At 64.8% G+C, this 18,697-nt stretch carries 14 protein-coding genes; 11 read left to right on the top strand and 3 right to left on the bottom strand.

Features of this window, described 5'->3' with window-relative positions:
- Window positions 1-16 precede the first annotated feature (16 nt).
- From Q0X23_RS10925 to Q0X23_RS10915, 3 genes are all read left to right on the top strand, one after another.
- Window positions 17-493, top strand: coding sequence for an S-ribosylhomocysteine lyase (locus Q0X23_RS10925; RefSeq protein WP_297860316.1), 477 nt, complete (start codon window positions 17-19; stop codon window positions 491-493).
- Between the two features lie 225 nt (window positions 494-718).
- Window positions 719-1,396 carry a 5'-methylthioadenosine/S-adenosylhomocysteine nucleosidase gene (mtnN, locus tag Q0X23_RS10920; RefSeq protein ID WP_297861211.1) on the top strand — a complete coding sequence of 226 codons (678 nt, stop codon included), beginning with the start codon at window positions 719-721 and terminating at the stop codon, window positions 1,394-1,396.
- Window positions 1,397-1,618: 222 nt separating this feature from the next.
- Window positions 1,619-2,563 carry a ribose-phosphate pyrophosphokinase gene (locus Q0X23_RS10915; RefSeq protein ID WP_297861210.1) on the top strand — a complete coding sequence of 315 codons (945 nt, stop codon included), beginning with the start codon at window positions 1,619-1,621 and terminating at the stop codon, window positions 2,561-2,563.
- On the opposite strand, the gene Q0X23_RS10910 is transcribed toward Q0X23_RS10915, so the two are convergent.
- Window positions 2,560-4,146 (bottom strand): S8 family serine peptidase, encoded by a 1,587-nt coding sequence (locus tag Q0X23_RS10910; protein WP_297860315.1) that lies wholly within the window; start codon window positions 4,144-4,146, stop codon window positions 2,560-2,562. The two genes, Q0X23_RS10915 and Q0X23_RS10910, sit on opposite strands and share 4 nt — an antisense overlap.
- A gap of 70 nt (window positions 4,147-4,216) precedes the next feature.
- Window positions 4,217-6,589 carry an SARP family transcriptional regulator gene (locus Q0X23_RS10905; protein ID WP_297860314.1) on the bottom strand — a complete coding sequence of 791 codons (2,373 nt, stop codon included), beginning with the start codon at window positions 6,587-6,589 and terminating at the stop codon, window positions 4,217-4,219.
- Between the two features lie 114 nt (window positions 6,590-6,703).
- On the opposite strand from Q0X23_RS10905, the gene Q0X23_RS10900 reads away from it, so the two are divergent.
- The 8 genes from Q0X23_RS10900 to Q0X23_RS10865 all read left to right on the top strand — a co-directional run bounded on the left by Q0X23_RS10900 (window position 6,704) and on the right by Q0X23_RS10865 (window position 17,047).
- Window positions 6,704-8,029 carry a hypothetical protein gene (locus tag Q0X23_RS10900; protein ID WP_297860313.1) on the top strand — a complete coding sequence of 442 codons (1,326 nt, stop codon included), beginning with the start codon at window positions 6,704-6,706 and terminating at the stop codon, window positions 8,027-8,029.
- Between the two features lie 147 nt (window positions 8,030-8,176).
- The gene (locus tag Q0X23_RS10895) at window positions 8,177-10,696 is read left to right on the top strand and encodes a S8/S53 family peptidase (protein ID WP_297860312.1); all 2,520 of its coding nucleotides are present in this window, start codon (window positions 8,177-8,179) and stop codon (window positions 10,694-10,696) included.
- A 104-nt stretch (window positions 10,697-10,800) separates the two neighbouring features.
- The gene (locus Q0X23_RS10890) at window positions 10,801-14,088 is read left to right on the top strand and encodes a BTAD domain-containing putative transcriptional regulator (protein ID WP_297860311.1); all 3,288 of its coding nucleotides are present in this window, start codon (window positions 10,801-10,803) and stop codon (window positions 14,086-14,088) included.
- Between the two features lie 67 nt (window positions 14,089-14,155).
- A complete protein-coding gene (locus tag Q0X23_RS10885) occupies window positions 14,156-14,344 on the top strand; it encodes a hypothetical protein (RefSeq protein WP_297860310.1) in 189 nt (62 codons plus the stop codon).
- The gene (locus tag Q0X23_RS10880) at window positions 14,341-14,466 is read left to right on the top strand and encodes a hypothetical protein (protein WP_297860309.1); all 126 of its coding nucleotides are present in this window, start codon (window positions 14,341-14,343) and stop codon (window positions 14,464-14,466) included. Before Q0X23_RS10885 ends, Q0X23_RS10880 begins: the two co-directional genes overlap by 4 nt.
- Before the next feature lie 10 nt (window positions 14,467-14,476).
- Window positions 14,477-15,415, top strand: a complete 939-nt coding sequence (locus Q0X23_RS10875; RefSeq protein WP_297860308.1) for a hypothetical protein — start codon at window positions 14,477-14,479, stop codon at window positions 15,413-15,415.
- Window positions 15,416-15,425: 10 nt separating this feature from the next.
- Complete coding sequence (locus Q0X23_RS10870) at window positions 15,426-16,088, top strand: hypothetical protein (RefSeq protein WP_297860307.1); 663 nt, start codon at window positions 15,426-15,428, stop codon at window positions 16,086-16,088.
- Between the two features lie 11 nt (window positions 16,089-16,099).
- On the top strand, window positions 16,100-17,047 hold the full coding sequence (locus tag Q0X23_RS10865) for a fibronectin type III domain-containing protein (RefSeq protein ID WP_297860306.1): 948 nt from the start codon (window positions 16,100-16,102) through the stop codon (window positions 17,045-17,047).
- 97 nt (window positions 17,048-17,144) lie between these two features.
- Here Q0X23_RS10865 and Q0X23_RS10860 read toward each other — a convergent pair whose 3' ends face one another.
- Window positions 17,145-18,425, bottom strand: coding sequence for a CaiB/BaiF CoA-transferase family protein (locus Q0X23_RS10860; RefSeq protein WP_297860305.1), 1,281 nt, complete (start codon window positions 18,423-18,425; stop codon window positions 17,145-17,147).
- Window positions 18,426-18,697: the final 272 nt, after the last annotated feature.

Below are 18,697 nucleotides of genomic sequence, written 5' to 3'. Positions count from 1 at the left end.
CGGTAGACTGAAACCGATGTCCAGGCCACCCATCCCAGAATCGTTTCGCCTTGACCACAAAAAAGTTCGGGCCCCCTACGTGCGGCTGGCAGGGGTGAAGGAGACGCCTAAGGGCGACCGGATAGAAAAGTATGACCTGCGTCTGGCCCAGCCCAACCAGGAAGCCCTGAACACCGGTACGGTACACACCCTCGAGCACCTCCTGGCCACCTATATCCGCGGTCACCTCGAGGGGGTAGTAGACATTTCGCCCATGGGCTGCCGCACCGGGTTTTATATGGTGGTGCTGGGGGAGCCGGGGCCCCAGAAGGTGCTGGAGGCTTTCCGGGAAACGCTCAAAGACGTGGTGAACCATACTGAACCCGTACCCGGGGTAAGCGAGCTCGAGTGCGGCAACTACCGCGACCACGACCCCCAGGGCGCCAGGGCCTGGGCCAAGCGGGTACTGAATGAGGGTCTGCATGTGCAAGAAACCGTTGAAATTTCGTCCTAGTGCACCGGTAACTTATTTGGCGGCGTGTTTTGAAGCACATTGATTGCCCATAGTTGCGATGTGCGGCTTATTGAAGGGGACAGTAGTGCATACCGATTTCCTGGTTACCTGACCACTAGCCGGTTAGATACATATACCCGGTTTTGCTGCTTGAGATTTGGGCATTTTCCGAAGCCCTGGTGTTGGAAGTTCACCCTTGTGAATGCTAGGCTACCCGGTATGTCGATGGTTGCCTTGTTTGCTGCCGAAGGCGCCGAAGCCCAAGCTTTGCGAGGACAGCTTAGCTTGCAAGAGGCCCTGGATGGCCCCTGGGTTATCCACCAGGGCGAGCTGGGGCGCTATCCGGTGGTACTGATCGAAACCGGGGTGGGCAAAGCGGCCGCCGCCGCTGCTGTGGCCTACGCCAAGGTTCGCTTCAACCCGTCCCAATCGTTCTGGGTAGGCGTAGCGGGGGCCTTGAACCCCGACCTTAAGACCCTGGATCTAATTCTGGCCCAGGATGCCGTGCAGTACGACGTGGACATTACGGCCTTTGGCCGCGCACCGGGCGAACTGGCCACCGGCGAGCGCTTCATTCCCGCCGATGCGGGGCTCACCTCAAGGGTTTTGCGCACCGCGCTGGCTATGGGGCTGCCCATCTACCTGGGGCGCATCGCCAGCGCCGACCGTTTTCTGGCCCTCCGCAGCGAGGCCGAGGAGGTGCGCCGGGTGTTCGCCGCAGACGCCGTAGAAATGGAAGGTGCCGCGGCTTTGTGGACGGCCAAGCGCATGGGGATGCCCATGGCCCTGCTGCGGGCCATTACCGACCAGGCCGGCAGCGAAGCCCCCGTGGCCTTTGAAACCTTTTTAGAAAGTGCGTCCAAGCGCCTGGCTGGTCTCATCGGCCAGGTATTGAGCACTTAAGCCAACCAATGGCAGCCAGCCGGGGTTGTACCGCTTCCACACGGGTTTATGGACTTTGTTTTGGATTAAGACCTCATCCTGGCTGCCCCACTGATGCTGGGAAAGATCCACAGGTATACTGAGGTATCTGGATAGTACATGGTTGGGCGTGCGGGAATTGGGGGAGGGAGTATGGGGGGCGCATCCGTAACTGAGCGGCTGGGTTCAACACCACAAGAGGAAATGCAGCACAGCAATGGCGGCCACGTCAAACTTTTTAGCGGCAACGCCAACCGTCCCCTGGCCGAGGCCGTCGCCAGGGCTCTGGGCATCCAGCTCGGGCAAGCCACCGTCGAGCGCTTCCCCGACGGCGAGGTACGGGTGCGCCTTTTGGAGAGCATCCGCGGCGACGATGTGTACCTGATCCAGCCCACCGCCCCCCCGGTCAACGACAACCTCATGGAGCTGCTGGTGCTGGCCGACGCAGTGCGCCGCAGCAGCGCAGGGCGCATCAACGCGGTGATTCCCTATTTTGGCTATGCCCGCCAGGACAAGCAAACCCAGGGCCGCGAACCCATCACGGCCCGGCTGGTGGCCGGCCTGCTGGAACACGTGGGCATCCACCGGGTGATTACCGTAGACCTGCACGCCCCCCAGATCCAGGGGTTTTTTTATCAACCCGTAGACGAACTCTCGGCGGTGCGCCTGTTTGCCGAGTACCTGGAAGAGCGGAATCTGACTGAGAATGCGGTGGTGGTCTCGCCCGACTCGGGGCGGGCCGAACAGGCCCGCCGGCTTTCCGAGCGGCTGGGCCTGCCCCTGGCCATCCTGGCCAAGCGCCGCACCGGCCCCCGCGAAACCCAGGTCAGCTATGTGATTGGGGACGTGGCCGGCAAACGCCCCCTGATTATTGATGACATCATCTCCACCGGCGGCACCATCCGGCGCGGGGTGGAGGCCCTGGTGGCCGCAGGTGCCGCTCCTGAAGTCGTGGTGATGGCCTCGCACGCAGTGCTGGTGGGCAATGCTCGCGAGAACCTGGCCCACCCGGCCATCCTCGAGGTCGTCTTTACCGACACCATTGCCCTCAGCCCGGCGCTGGGCTATACCATTCTGCCCACCGCACCCCTCCTGGCCCAGGCCATCCGGCGGGTGCATACCAACCAGTCGGTGAGTGTGCTCATTTAAGGGCCCCGGGTCATATCCAGCAAGCCCTGACCCCGGGCCTCCACCGGCGCGTCTCCCAGCCCGCTGGGGTCGGTCAGGTTGGTCAGCAGGGTGAGCTCCAGGGCCTCCGGGGTCAGGGGGGTGAGGGCGCTGGCCTGGCGCACAACCGTAGCCGCACCAGCCACCAGAGGGGCGGCAAACGAAGTGCCGGTGAACTCGGCCTGGGTGTTGTTGGGGCGCAGGCTGCGTACCCGCTCGCCGGGGGCCACCAGGTCTACAAAGTCGCCGTTGTTGCTAAAGCTGCTGACCCGATAATCAGAACCAAATAGTCCCACCGCCCCCACGCTCAGCAGGCCCTTTAGCGGGGTCATGCGGCGCGCGGGGTCGCGGCTCACCGATAGCCCACGGTTCCCCCCAAAGGAGGCCGGGAAGTGGTGCAGCGTACCTTTTTTGCTGGTGCGAATAGCCCACTGGTTGCCGGCGGCCACCACCACCGGAATCCCGTTTACTCCGCGCTTCATCAGGGCATCCTTGAGCAGGATGTAGACGATCTCGCTGGGGGTGTCGCTGCCTAAGCTCAGGTTGAGGATGAGCTTCTGGTTCTTGTTCTGTTCGGCATAGGCTACCGCATAGCAGATACCCCGGATGACGGCGGCTAGCGCACATTTGCCGTTTTTATCGCAGCTCTTGATGGGCAGAATCCCGGCAGCGGGGGCCACCCCGTAGGCAGCGTCGGCGGCCAGCACGGCCGCAGCCGTGCCGTGGCCCAGGCCATCCTGGTACTCGTCCTGGTTGGGGTTGGGGGTCTCGAGATTGGTGAAGTCGGCCCCGGGGCGCAGGTTAAGGCTAGCCAGGCTGGCCACCCCGGTGTCCACAATGGCGATGGTGGTGCCGGCCCCGGTGAAGTTGCTGGACGGGTTGCGCCTTATAGCCTGCCGCGCGTCGATGGGGCTGGTACCCGGAGACGGGCTCTGGTCGGTGTCGTAGCCGGTGAGGGGGTCTATGCCCACAATGCCGTCCAGATCCACCACCAATCCCGCAGCAGCCGCCTCGAGGCGCTCCAACAAAGCCCCGATGGCCAGGGGTGCACCGGAGGCCTGGGCCACCTGGGCCAGCCGTCCGGCGCAGGGCCCGCTGGCCCCGCCCAGCGGCACCAACACTTCCCCCTTGGTGTTGGGCACCAGGCGTAGACCAGCGCTGGCCATCTTCTGGCTCAGGCTGGCCTCGGTTACTTCAGGCCGCACAACCAGGAGGGCCTCGGTACCCACCCCTTCGCCCAGCACCGTCAGGCTGCCGGTGGCGCGGTTTTCACCCTCGGTAAGCTCGAGGGTCTGGGGGCCGCCCCACAAGTTGCTGGGCACCTGAAAGATTACCGTGCTACCCGTCCCGAGAACCTCGCTGCGAACTATCGGGGTTGGCTCCCCCGCCAGGCTCAGGCGCAGGCTCGAGCCGGCCCGCCAGGGCAGGTTCAATCGCACCTCCTCGCCCCAGGTAGCCCGCCGCGGGGTCGGGTAAACCGTGGCCGAGACCGGCTCCCCACCACTGCCCGAAAGGTCGCAAGCCGCCAGCGCTACCAACACAGCCCACACCGCTATCCATCGCATCCTGAACCTCCAACCACAGGGTTTCCTCGAGCAAGTACGCGCTCTTCGGCATAAACCCATCGTGCACGACCTACCCTGAACGCTCCATGAACACCCTTAGCTGCTCGCGTTGTTGCTGGGCCAGATCGGAGTAACCCGCATTCTCCGAGACCGCAATGGCCTCCTGCCAGACCTCGAGGTCGCCCTCCAGTTCGGCCAGGTTGGAAAGAGCCAGGGCCAGCACATACGCCTCGCCGGCCTCCCGCGCGGCGGCCACGGCCCGCTGGTAGAAGGTTCGGGCCGTGTCGGTCTGCCCCAGGGTGTGCTGCACGGCCCCGGCGTTGTTGAGCGCCAGGGCCAGCTGCTTGAGGTTGCCCGACGCCAGGGCCACCTGCTCCGCCTGGAGAAAGCTTTGCAGGGCCTCTACAAGGTTGCGCTTGCGCTCGTACTCCTTGCCCAGGTTGATAAGGGCCTGGGCCTGCACCTGGGGGTTGTCTTGCGCGGCCTCCAGCACCTCGGCGAAGGCTTCGGCGGCATCCTGGCCCTGCCGGGCCCGCACGATGGCCAGGTTGCCCAAGGCACCCAGCCGGCGGCTTTCGTCCCCCAGCCCCAGCCACAGCGCCGCCGCCCGCCGGAAAGCCGCCGAGGCCTCGGCCAGCTGGCCCCGGGCCAGATGGATAAGGCCCAGGGTGTTGTGGGCCTCGGCGCGGGATTCTATGCCGCCCGAGAGGGCTTTTTCGGCTGCCTGCTGCGCCTCGTCGGCGCGGCCCGAGCGGTGAAACAGGGCGGCCTTCAAGGCCAGGTGCTCGGGCGTATCGGGCAAAAAGCGCATGGCCTCGAGGGCCTCTCTGTAGAGCCCGGCCCGCTCCAGCGCCCGGGCCCGCAGCAGGCTCAGTTCGGGGTGCTGGGGCGCTTCGGCCAGTTCCTCGGCAGCCCGTCTGGGAAAGCCCCGCCGGATGAGCTCGGTGGCCCAGGTGGCGTAGGCCTGCAGCAGGTGGGGCAGGTCTGCTTTTTCAATGAGGGCGCGGGCCCGCCGGAAAAACGGCAGGGCCTGTTGGGGCCTGAGCTGGCGGGCCAGCCCCAGGCTCAGGCGGGCCTCCTGGGCCGGGCGTTCGGCCACGAAGCGCAAGGCCGCCTCGCGCCCATACACGGCTCCGTTCAGGTCAATCAGGCCCGCCGAGAGCAGTTCGTCGACTGCCTGGGCCATGGCGGTAGCACCCAGTCCCGCGGCGTTGCGGGCCAGGAGCAGGTCGGGGTTCTCCAGCAGGGCCAGGGCCATGTAGACCTGCCGGGCCTCCTCGCCCAGGGCCAGCAGGCGGGTCTCGAGGGCGGCCTCGAGCGGCTCACCCCGCAGCCAGGCCGCTACCAGGGCCGGGAGTCCTCCAGTGGCCTCGTAGGCTCCCGGAAAAGCGCTCAGCTCCCCCGGGCCCAGCGGTTTCAATTCCAGCAGCACCTCTACCCCAAAGGGGGGCTCGCCCCGGCCTGCCAGCAGCACCCGCCCGGGTGGCCGCAGGTTGCGAAGGCGAGTGAGCAGGCGCTGGCTTTCGGGGTCTATCTGCTCCCATCCGTCTACCATCAGGTTTTCGCCCAAGGAAGCCAGTCGGCGCAAAAGGGTTTCTTCACCCCCTTGCACGGACTCCAGCAAGGGCTCGAGGGTGGCATAGGGCAGCCCCGAGCGGGCCGGCAGGTACAGCCAACCGGTACGAACCTCGAGCTCCCGCAACAAAGCGCTTTTGCCCAATCCAGCCCCACCCTTCACCCAGACCCAAGCACCCTCCGGGGTGTTTAGCAGGCTTTGCAGTTCCTGTTCGCGCCCCACCAGGCCCGGCTGGGCCGGGTTGCGCGAAGGCGTGCTGCGCGAGAGGCTCAGGCCCAGCTCCCGCGCCTCCCGCTCGAGGGTTTCGGCCAGGGGGTGTGCTGCCGCCAGCAACAGCCGGTGCAGCTTGGGCAGAACTTCGGGCTCGAGGGGCGGCGCGCCCGCCACCCGGTAGGCCTGCTCGGCCTGGGCCGCAGCCTCGGCAAAGTCGGCTTGGGTGGCCGCCCGCTCGGCCAGCACCAGGTGGGCCAGGCGCACCTCCAGGGCCAGTCGCTCGCGCACTTCCAAAACCCACTCCTCCAGCTCGGCCCCCAGGGCTTCCTTGAGTCCCTCGGCAAAAGGCCCCCGGTAAAGCCGCAAACCCTCCTCCCAGCGCCCGGAGCGCAGGGTATCCTGCAAGTCCAGGGCGTCGCAGTCCAGGTCTACCCAGGCCCGGCTCTCGTCGCCGTAGATGGCCCCCAGCTTGCGCAGTTTGCTCAAGGCCACCGCCAGCGAGTTCATGGGGTCGGCGGCCTCGGGCCAGAACAGCTCGGCCAGAAAGCGCCTCGGTTTGGGGCCTTCCAGGGCCAGGTAGGCCAGGAGCAGCAAGGGCTTTTCCCGGCCAAAGTTGCTGCCCTCGAGCCGCAAGCCGCCCAGCGTGTACAGCATGACCTTAGTCTACTGGGGTTGGCCTGCGTTCATGGAGCGTTAAGGGGCGTTTCGTTAATCTTCGGGGGTGCTCGAGTATGGCACACTAGAGTAAAGCGTTAAAGGAGGGAATAAATGCAACAATCCTGGTTCGGCCTATTCGTAGTGATTTCTCTATTGCTTACGGCCTGTCCCGCAGGCGGTCCCACCACCGCCTGCGACCCCACCGGCACCGGCAATCTGGTCGTGAACGTGAGCGGCCTGCCCGCAGGTCTAAACGCCAAGGTTACGCTTGTCGGCCCCTCGGGTACCCAGACCCTTACCGCCAGCCAGACCTTTACGGGTACCCCTGCCGGCAGCTACAGCGCCACTGCGGAAAAAGTGGCCCAGAGCGACCCCCTCATCCGCACCGCCTATAGCCCCAGTGTAAGTGATAGCCCAGCCTGCGTACGCAACGGCCAGAATGCCACCATAAACGTTTCCTACAGCCCCATTCCCAGCAGCAACAAGCTCTGGATGGACAACAGCAACCCGCCCAGCGGGGCCTCGCCCGTGCTGGCCTTTGCCGCATCGCTCTTGGGCAGCACCGCCACCCAGAGCCCCAGCGTGAGTGCCGGCACCATCAACCTGCGCGACCTGACCTTCGACCAGGACGGCAACCTCTGGGGCATCGGGGGTACCACGGCAGACCCCAACCTGGCCCGCTACCCGGCCAGCGCGCTGGGCACTTCGGGCAGCAAAACCCGCGACCGCAGCATCAATATCAGTGGTATTAGCTGCTTGCCCGGGCCTGCCCGGCTGGCCTTTGACGCAAACGGCAACCTCTGGGTCAGCGTGCCCTGCGCCAACAAGGTCGTGCGCATTGCTGCGGCGCAGCTCAGTGCTTCTACGGTCACGCCAGGGGTCGAAATCACGGGGCTCGATGGACCCGAGGGTCTGGCTTTTGATTCGGCGGGGAATCTCTGGATCGCCAATGCGGGCGCTAAGCGCGTGGTCAAGTTCAATGCCAGTCGCCTGAATGCCAGCACCAGCGGCCCCGACCTGACCATCCAGTCCCAGACCCCAAGCCCGGTCATAAACACCCTGGACGCTAACCTGTTGGCCTTCGATGCCTCGGGGAACCTGTGGGTCATGGCTTTTGGCGGCAATGTGCTGTACCGCCTGACCAGCAGCGACCAGGGGGGCAGTGGAACCAAGACCCTAACCCCGGCCATTCAGGTCAGTGTGCCGGTATCAGCGGTACTGGAAGGTATGGCTTTTGACGAGGGGGGCGGGCTATGGATCACCTACTCCGCTGGCAAGTTTGCCCGGCTCTCCTCAACACAGCTTAGCACCAGCAGCACCTCGGGTAGCCCCACCACCCCCGAGCGGATTATCACCAGCTCCAGCATTGGAAGTGCAGGAGCCCTGGCGCTCTACCCTGCCCCGGCAGGCCTACCGCTCTACCACAAGCTGCCATAGACCCCGGGCCAGTTCCTCAATCCCGCCCCTGGGCGGGATTTTTTATCTAGGCCTTGCACTCCAAACCGTTCATGGGTCGTTCAACCCCTTCCCTCTACCCTTAGGGCAGCTTCGGAAGCAAGTCGAAGACCTAGAAGGAGGAAGTAAATGAAACACCTTTGGAAAGCAATCTTTGTCAGCTCGCTGCTCTTGTTGGCATCCTGCGGAAGCAACAAGCCCTCTGGTACTCTGCAAATACCGGTAGATACCAGCCTGGCCCCCGCACAAGCCACCCTCCCCGGCCCCGATGGCAGCCCGCGCCCGCTGGCCCGCATGGTGGGCGAAAGCGGTATTGCCATGGACTTTGTGCTGGGCGAGCTGGTGGTCAGCACCGATGACGAGTCCCGGCTCAACGCCTTCCTGGCCCGCTGGGGCGGGCGGGTAATCGGCCAGGTGGAAAAGGTGGGCGACGCCCCCAAAACCTACCAGGTGCAACTCGACCCCTCGGCGGCCCAGGTGGAGCGCATCCTGCAACAGCTCAACCAGAACGTACCCGACCTGAAGGGACGGTTCAGCACCTCGAGCCCAGCCGCCGCTCAGTTGCTGGCAGTTGCGCTGGCCGAAGCCAACCAGGAAAAAATGACCGTCACCCCCAACTTTGTGCTCACCTCCGGGGCCATTTCGAGCGGAAGCACCAGCGAAGCTGCCACCTCAAGCACCCCCGACATCCCGTATAGCCCCAACGCCTTCGAGTGGCCCTACATGAGCCGGGGCAGCGCCCAGGACATTGGGGTGGGCGAGGCCTGGCGTTTGCTCGAACGGGCCGGGCGTTTTGACAACAAGGTTCGCATCATGATTCTGGACGGCGGGTTCGCACCCAGCGGCGACTTCCCCGAGACCCGCCAGGTGGTGGGAAGCTGGAACGAACCCAGCGCCCTACAATGCTCGGGGGGCTTTTCCTGCCCCTGGCACGGCACGCATGTCACCACCTCGGCCATGGGCCGCCCCGACAATGCCTTTGGCGTGGCCGGCCCCGCCGGGCCGGTAGGGGAGCTCTTGGCGGTGCCTTTCCAGGGGGACTTTATCGGCATCATCACCACCCTCGAGCGCATCATCACCGCTACCCTTTTCGGCAATCCCAAAATCATCAACATGAGCTTTGGCTTCGAGCTCGATCTGGGCTGGGACGTCGCGGTCAAGGTTGCCTGCTTTGGCCTTTGCCCCGCACCCAGCGAGATTATAGACGGTTTTACCTGGGCGGTTGCGGCTAGCGGCAAGCTGATTTTTGCTTCGGCAGGAAATGCGGGCAAGGACGTGGACAACGGCGGCGGCATCGAAGGCTCCACCTTCATTCCCTGTGAATCACGCTCGGTGATTTGTGTGGGCGGCATGGCCCACGACGCCACGGCCCGCGACGCCGGCTCCAACTTTGGCAGCAAGCTCGACGACAACAGCGTGGACATTTATGGCCCTTACTGGCTCTGGGTCGGCCCAGACCCCGATAACCGGGCCAATCAGGCCCGCCTGAGTGCCGGTACCAGTTATTCCTCCCCTTTTGTGGCGGGCGTGGCAGCATTGGTCTGGGCCGCCAACCCGTCCCTGAATGCCGGCCAGGTCTGGACTATTTTGCGCGACACCGCCCATGTGGGCGGGGTGGGGGTGCGGGGACACGAGCGGCGGGTGAATGCCTTTGCCGCGGTCTCCAGGGCCCTGGATGCGGGCCCCAGCGGCCCCAGCATCGCACTGAGCGGCCCGGCCAACGCCAACCTCAACCGCGAATGGAGCGTTACCGCCAACGTGACCGATTTCGCCGGCAGCAACTGCCCCCCCGTGTACTGCCCCCTGACTTTTGAACCGACCCCCACACGGGTTGTGGGCAACACCGCCTTTTACCGGTTCAATACGGCAGGAAGCCGCACGCTACGGGTCTCGACCAGGGACTTGCTGGGCCGCGAAAGCAGCGCAACCCGGACGGTGAGCGTGATCAACTCGGCTCCTGTGGTCTCCATCTCCCAGCCCACCACCGGTGCCACCTTCTTTGTGGGGCAAACCGTACAGCTTTTGGGTTCAGCCACCGACCTCAACGAAGGCCCCGACCCTGGCCCCGGCCCCATCGCCTGCCGCTGGACCAGCAGCAACCCCAGCGATACCACCTTCCCCCGCGCCGGCTGCAATACCGAGATTAGCTTTAGCAGTACCGGCGCCCGCACCCTCACCCTCACCGCCACCGACCCCCAAGGGCTCAGCGCAACGGCCAGCGTTAGCATCACCATCAACCCCGCCCCACCCAACCTGCCACCCAACATTACGCTGGGTAACCTGTCCCCTGGCATCAACTACAACAGTGATGGCTACACCTGGACGACCCCCCTTAGCGCCAGTGCCAGCGCCACCGACCCCGAGGGCAACACCCCCATTACCTACACCTGGCGGGCCACCTCCTACGCACCCGGCGGTAGCACTTCCACGGTTTTCGCCAGCAATGTGGTTGTAAGCGGCCCCACCACCACCAGCGGCAACCTAGCCTGGACACCCTCCAACACTCCATCGCTGTTTGCAGCCTGCTCGGTGACCAACGCCTACAACGGCCAGGTCGTGCGGCTAACCCTGACCGCTACCGACTCGCTGGGCAACTCGAGCACCCGCAGCCTGCCGGATATCAAGGTATATCGCTGCACCCTTGATTAGCTTGATTAAGAACCTGATCCGGTCTTTCAGGAGGGCCCCCTAGGGCCCTCTTTCTTTATAAAAAAACAAATGCGCTAACTTGTACGTACACTAACCCCAAGGCCATGAAGGTTCGCCTGCTATTGTTGGGAAGCCCCGAGCCCTGGCTGGGGGGTGAGCGGCTGCACCTGCCCACTCGCAAGCTGCTGGGGCTTCTGGCCTATCTGGCCCTGGAAGGCCCCACCCCCCGCAGCACCCTGGCCGCTTTGTTCTGGGAGGCCGAGGAAGAGCGGGCCAGGGCCAACCTGCGCAACGAGTTGTACCGCTTGAAAAAAACTCATCTGGTCGGAGCCGTGTGGGAAAACCAGGGCGTACTTTACCTGGATAACCTCGAGACGGACGCCGCCCAGTTTGAGCAGCTCCAGCAGGCCGGGCAGTATGCCGAGGCCAAGCGCCTGTACCGGGGGCCGCTGCTGTTGGGCCTCGAGCTCGCCGAGGCTCCGGCCTTCGAGGACTGGCTGGAGCTTGCCCGGGCCCGTTGGGAAGAACGTTACAACGGCGCCTTGCTGGGCCTGGCCCGACAACAAAAAGCCGCCGGCCAGCCAAACGAGGCCCTTCTGAGCTATCAGGAGCTCCTGACCCGCGACCCTTTGCAGGAGGAGGTCTGGCGCGAGTGCATGGAACTCTGGGCCGGGCTGGGCCAGGCGGCCCAAGCGCTGGAACAATACCATCGCTACGCCGCTTTTTTGGAGCGGGAGCTGGGCCTGGCCCCTAGCCGGGAGACCCGGCTGCTGGCCGAGAGCCTGCGCACAGGTCGAACTATGCACCCGGCCTCCGAGCTCAGCAGCCCTCCTCTGGTGGGCCGTAGCCCCGAGTGGGCATGGCTTCAGTCCGCTTGGCGGACAGGAAAGCGGATTTTGATGGAGGGCGAGCCGGGGGTGGGCAAGACCCGGCTACTGCAGGAATTCATCGCCGCGCAGGGGGTCGCTTCTGGGCTAATGCAGGGGCGGCCCGGCGATGCCGGGGTGCCCTACGCCAGCGCGACCCGGTGGCTCGAGCAGGCCCTGGCCCAGGTATCACCCGGCGGGCTACCCCCTTGGGTGCGCCGGGAACTGGCCCGTTTGCTGCCCGACCTGGACGAAAGCCCACCTCCTTTGCACGGTGCGGAAGACCGCCTGCGCTTATATAAGGCCATTCTGACCCTGCTCCAAGCGTGGCAGCAGGCCCAAAAGCCGGCACTGGGGGCCGACGATGTGCAGTTTGTGGACGGAGCCAGCCTCGAGCTTTTGGACTACGTACTGGCCGAGCTTCCGGGCACCCCCTTCCTGCTGGCCTACCGTCCGGACGAACTCTCGGCTCGAGGGCAAGCCCTGGTGCAGCAGCTGCTGGCCTCCGGGGAGGCGCTGGGGTTGGCGCTGGCGCCCCTTGGGATGGCGGGCCTGGAGGAGATGATCGGGGCCCTGCCCCTACCCCCTGCAACCCGTCGACTGGCCCGGCCCCTGCACCGGCTGACCGGGGGCAACCCGCTGTTCGTGCTGGAAACCCTGCGCAGCCTGGAGGAACAGGGGTGGCTGGAGCTAAGCGAGACCGACTTTGAGGCGGCCTGGCCCAGGCTGCCCCGCTCCGGGCGGGTGCAGGCCATGCTCCAGCAACGCCTGGGGCGGCTTTTGCCGGATGCCCTGGAACTGCTCCGACTGGCTGCCCTGGCCGGCGAACGCTACACCCCCCGGCTGGCCACTCAGGCATTGCAAAAAAGCCCCCTGAGCATTGCGGAGAATGGCGATCTACTCGAGCAAGCCGGCCTCCTAAAGAACGGATGCTTCGCCCACGACCTGCTGCTGGAAGCCACCCAGGCGCTCATGCCCCCGGCCACCCGGCGTTACCTGCATGGGCGGCTGCTCGAGGCCCTGAGCGCCCAGGACGAGCCCGTCCCCGCTGCCGTCCTGCTGGATCACGCCATTGGGGCCGGGGAACCCCAGGCCATGTTGCGTTTGAGCCGGCAGGCCGCCCAGGAGGCCCGCAGGCTGGCGGTCTGGCCCCAGGCCCTGGCGCACCTCGAACGGGCTTTGGGCCTGCTCCACCACGACCCTGCCCTCGAGGCCCAGCTTCGCCTCGAGCTCGAGGAAATCTACTACCAGATGGCCGACCCCCAGGCCCAACAGGCCGAACTGGCCCGCCTGGGAGCCCTGGCCCGGCCCGAGCTGGCCTCGGAACTGGCCTACCGCAAAGGGCGGCTGGCGCGGGTGCTGGGCGACTTTGAACAAGCCGTCCACTGGCTGCGCCAAAGCCAGAACCAGGCCGCCCGGCTGGAGCTGGTGTATGCCCTTGAGCACCTGGGCATCGTCGAGGGGGCCCGCGAGGCTGCCCTGGCGGTCTTGCAGCAACCCGAATCGCCGGAAAACGCCTTCCGCGCCGCTTTGCTGCTGGCCGAGCTGGCCCTCGAGCAGGCCCAGCCCGAACAGGCCTTGCACTGGTACGACCGGGCCGAGCCCTACACCCAGGGCGCGCCCGTTCACCGGGTGCGCTTTCTGCGCTCCAAGGCCCGCTTTCTTTACCACAGCGGCAATGCGGAGGGGAGCATTGCCCTGGGTCAGGAGGGGCTGGCCCTCGCCCAGGAACTGCACCTCCAGGGCGATGAGGTGGCCCTCTTGCACAACCTGGCGGTGGCCCTGCACACCGCCCGCCATACCCAGGAGGCCCTGCGGCGTTTTGCGCAGACCCAGGCCCTGGCGAGAGAGCTGGGCATGGAGTTCATCTGGCAAAGCGCCCAGACCCACCTGGCCCTGATCGAGATTGGCTTGGGCTCGTTTGAGCCAGCGCTCGAGCGCTTACAAGCCCCCACCCCCTACGCCCATCACTACCGGGCCATGCTACGGGCCTTGGCGCTGGTACACCTGGGCCGGCTGGAGGAGGCCCGCGAGCAGATTACCTTTGCCTTGCCCGGCCTGGGAGCCCACTCCTGGCAGGCCCGCGAGGCCCGGTATGTGGCGGCTTTGGTGGAGACCCGCGCCAATCAACCCCACGAAAGCGAGCGCTGGCTCCGCGAAACCCTGCAAAGCCCGGAGCCTACCCTGCTGGAACTTTGCCAGAGTATGCGGGCCTTCAACCTCTTGCAGCAGGGCCGGCTCCGTGAGGCGCTGGAAGCCTCGAGGCTGGCCTACGCCCGCCTCCACTGCCTGAAGGCCGACCTACCCATCCAGCAGGTGGCCTGGATACAGGCCCAAATTCTGCACCGGCTGAACCAACCAGAGGCTGCCCAGGAAGCCTTGCAACAAGCCGGGAAGCTGCTCCTGGAGTCCCTGACCCAGCTCCCCCCTGCTCAGCAGGCCCGCTACCTGGAGGCTTTCGCCTACAACCGGGGCATCCAGGAGGCCTTGCAGGGCCGCTGGCCCCTGGCCCCGCTGCTCTTGTAGTCCTGCCCACACCTTGTGACGCTCTTGCGACACCGCGCCCGGCATACTGGCGCCGGGAGGTGAGAAGGTGCCCCCACTTAGGCAGACCTACCTGCTTAAGCTTTCCCGGGACGATGAAGGGCAGTTGCGTATTGAGCTGCAACCCTCCGACCACAGCCCACCACGCTACTTTGCCAGCCTGAAGGCTTTGGCGCGGTATCTGGAAGGGGTGTTTGCGCTCGAGAACCTCCCCCCCAATAGGAGGTCAGAGCAATGAAAAAGCCCTGGAAGCTCAGGTTATTGGTGATCTTGTTGCTGCTAGCGGCCTGTGGTGGTTCCACCGCCCCACAAGGCGCTATCTGGGATAGCAGCACTTGGGATGGGGCCAACTGGCAGTAAGGAGGGAGCCATGCGCGGACGCAGCCTGATGTTTTTCGCCCTGGGGGCCTTGCTGGCCGCCGGGGGGCTCTATGTGACAGCGGTGGGCAATCTCATCCTCTTTTCCCCCAATACCCCCATCAAGTCGAGCGAGGTCAACGCCAACTTTAGCACCCTCAAAGCAGGGATCGAGGCCCTCGAGACCGGCAAGCAAAACCGCGTCACCGCCACCTGTGGCGAGGGTAGCAGCATCCGAGCCATCTATGCCGACGGCACCGTAGTCTGCGAGCCAGACGACGCGGGCAGCGGGGGCAGCACCTACAGCGCCGATGGCAGCAGCCTCGAGCTTTCCGGCAGCACATTCTCCATCAAAAACGGTGGGGTCACCTTGAACAAGCTCTCCGCCATCGGAGCAGCCGACAACCGCGTGCTCAAGGTCAGCAGCGGGAATCTGACCTGGGGTGAAGATGGTCTCTCACTCCCGTACAACGGATCGGTTCCATCCGCGTCACCCCCACCCTGGGGTCTGCGCCTGACCACAAACGGTGCAGCCAAAGACGCTTTCAGGGCTGATGTCTACGGCTCTGGCGATAAAGGCTTTTCTGCCGTGGCTTACAGGAACGATGCTATTGCAGTTTATGCAGGCAATTCAGAGCCCGGCGGTACAGCTCTAGCCATTTATGGTCGCATCAAGACCTATCCTACCGCCACAGACAACCGCTCACCGGCCTTTATTCACACCACCACCAGCGCTGCATCCACCTCCTGCATGGATCACCCGTTCCTCAACAACGAGCCTAATGCCATCGTGCTGGTAACCTTCCGCAGCGGCCCCTCCACCGGAACCCTCTCCATTCCGGTGGGAGTTTATTACAGCACTGCTGTCAACCGGTGGTGTTTGATCAGCCCCAGCGCCACCACCAACATCCCAAGCGGCACCCAGTTCAACATTCTGGTGATTAACCCTTAGGAGCTAGCCTATGCAAAGAATCTTGATGGCACTTTTCCTGCTATTTACAACCCTGGCCCTGGCCCAGGCCGCCCAGAAAACCTACCGCTTGCTCATCAACAGCAAGGCCGCCAGCGCCCCGGCCATCGTGGTAGGCGGCAAGACCTACGTGCCGCTGGATGCGCTGAGGGCCGCCGGGGTGGGGGTCAGTCTCTCCGGCGCCACCCTGAGCCTAACCCTACCCAGCACACCGACGGCCCAGGGCGGGGCCAACCAGATTGCTGCGCTGGAGGGCTGTCAGAACGAGTGGCTCTTTAACGGCATCTGGCGCTTCCGGGTGCTTAGCCTGGAGCCGCTGCCTGCGGAGGGCCGTAGGGGCTGGAAGGCCAGGCTCGAGCTGCGCAACGGCACCACTGCCAACGGCGCGGCCCTGGCGGGCACCGGTTGGCAGGGCCTCAGGCTGGTACTCGACAACGGCAACACCATAGAGTCGCAATACCTCGAAATGCGCGACAAGCCCTTTGCCCAGGGCACCAGCATGGTGGAGGAGGCCCTCTTCTACTCCGACGAAATCGAGCGCACCCCCACCAAGCTATTGCTACTGCTGGATGCCAACAAGATGCTCACCTCGCTCAAGATCCGCTACACCGTACCGGATCCCAGCTTCCGGGTGCGGCTCGAATGCCGTAAATAGGAGAAAAGCCCGTGAAACCTTATCCCTGGCTCTACCTGGTAGCTATGGTCTTCCTGACCGCTTGCCCGCAGAACCCACCCCCGCCCACCCTGGGCAAACCGGGCAATTTCACGGCCACGGTGGGCTCGAGCACCACCATCGGCTTGACCTGGCTAAAGGTGGACGGCGCTACCGCTTACCAGATTGAACGCAAGGTGGGCAGTGGCAGCTTCAGCCTGCTCACAAGCATCCCCCACGAGATGGGCGGCCCTCCGGGACAGAGCCACACCGACAGCGGCCTGGCCCCCAGCACCCGCTACACCTACCGCATCCGGGCGGTGAACGCCAGCCTCCAGAGCGAATGGAACAACTCCGCCGAGGTGGAGACCCCAGCGTTGGCTTCCACAAAGTACCGGGTATGGGGTAACTGGTTGGGGGCCAGCAACCCCAACCTGTACCTCTCCACCGATACGGGCGTGGCCTTCAGTTCGGCTACCGTCACCATCAACGGTACCCCACTCACCTACCTAAACCCGCCCGGTTCCTACTCCGCAACCAGCATTCCCGGCGCAACGGCGGGCACCGTGCTCAACCTGAGCATCACCGTGCCGGAAGGCACCATCAACGGCTCGGCGGCCATCCCCCCGGCCCCTATCCTCACCGCTCCCGCTGCCGACGCTCGCATCACAGCAAACCAACCCCTGACCGTCACCTGGAGTTATACTGGCCCCGACCCCGACCGCTTCTACCTGCACCTGCTGGGCAACGGCCCGCTCAACTATGTGGTTACCAGCATCCCCGGTACGAACCGCAGCTTTACCATCCCAGCCGACCAGGTGGTAGTTCCTGCCGGCAGAACCTTCTTGTTCCTGTATGCCATCAACGACGGCAAGGCCAGCTTCAGCGGGCCGGTGCTGCCCACCTCGGAGATGGGGGTGGCGGCCAGCACCAGCGTCATCTTCGACATCGTTCCCCCGTAGGAAGCACGCGCGCCGGGCTCAAATAGGGGCCTCGAGCACACCAGGCCGGCACCGCTCAGGCTCACGGTGGCAAAATCTTCTTTTCTACCGCCCTATCTCAAACCTTGACCACCCCGGCGTCTACCAGGTTCTGGACTTGCTCCGGCGTGTAGCCCAGCACCTCCGTGAGCACGGCCCGCGTATGCTCTCCCAACAGCGGCGGGTGGGCTTGAACCTGAGCAGGGGTGCGCGACAGGTGGGCCAGCGGGGAGCCCACCAGGGGAATGGCGCCCAGGGTCGGGTGCGCAACCTCCAGGCGCATACCCCGGGCCTGGGCTTGGGGCTCGGCAAAGGCCTCGGCCAGGTTGTTGATGGGGGTGACCGGAACGCCGGCCTGGCTGAAGCGCCGCAGCCACTCCCGGCGGGAGCGGGTGCGCAGAATAGCCTCGAGCCTGGGCAGTAGCTCGGCGCGATGGGTCACCCGGCCTGCATTTGTCTGAAAACGCACATCCTCCCAGAGTTCTGGGTGCTCGGCAGCCTCGCAGACCCGCCGGTACTGCTCGTCGTTGCCCACGGTCAGCATGAACCAGCCATCCGAGGCGGCAAAAGCGCCGTAGGGGACAATCTGGGGATGGGCGTTGCCCAGCCGCTCGGGTAACTGCTGGGTCACCAGGTAACTCTGGGCCAGGTTAACCATGGCCGCCAACCCCACATCAAAAAGCGCTAGGTCAATATGCTGACCCAACCCGCTTCGAGTCCGCTCCTGGAGGGCCCCCAGCACCGCAATGGCCCCGTTCATCCCGGTCATCAGGTCTATCCAGGCCACCGGAACCCGCATGGGCGGGCCTTCCGGTTCCCCCGTCACCGACATGATGCCGCAAAGCCCCTGCACCGCCACGTCGTAGCCGGGTTCCTGTGCGCGGGGGCCGGTCTGGCCGTAGCCGGTGATGGAGAGGTATATAAGCCCTGGGTTCAGCCGGGAGAGGCTGGCATAGTCCAGGCCATAGCGGGCCAGGTCGCCGGTTTTGTAGTTCTCCACCAGCACATCGGCCTGCCTGGCCAGCGCCTGCACAATCTGCTGGCCCCGGGGGTCTTTGAGATTCACCACCAAGCTCTTCTTGCCCCGGTTGCAGGAGAGGAAGTAAGCGCTTTCGCCCTCGGGTGCAACCTCCCATCTCGGCGAGGCAGTTTCTAAGGAGAATTTACCTTTCTCCAGCGAATTGCTAACCCCTAACCCCCATCCCCTGATAAAGGGGGGGCCCCAACTGCGGGTGTCGTCGCCCCTGGGGGGCTCGATTTTCCAAACCTCTGCGCCCAGGTCAGCCAGCATCTGGGTACAGTAAGGGCCCGCCAGAATACGGGAAAGGTCGAGCACTTTGAGACCGTCCAGTGCACCCATGGTCAAAATACTAAGGCTTCATACCAGATTCGGTTGGTTCGTCGCCAAACCGTGACGAACCAACCCAACCGAAGTTATCCGCGTAGCCGAGGGCGACACCGCCCCTTGGAAGTTATCCGCGTAGCGGAGGGCGTAAGCCCCTTTGGAATGGAGACGCTTTCTTCGCCGACCGTTCGGGAGGGGTGTGCTCTAGGATTCAAAAAGACAGTCGCCAGGGCTTTTGGTCTTGTTGACTGCCTTTTTGAATCCGGTATTGCAGGTACAATCGGGCC

Source organism: Meiothermus sp. (assembly GCF_026004115.1).
Taxonomy (GTDB): domain Bacteria; phylum Deinococcota; class Deinococci; order Deinococcales; family Thermaceae; genus Meiothermus.
The sequence above is the reverse complement of the archived record's forward strand: the minus strand, read 5'-3'. Positions and strand labels throughout refer to the sequence as shown.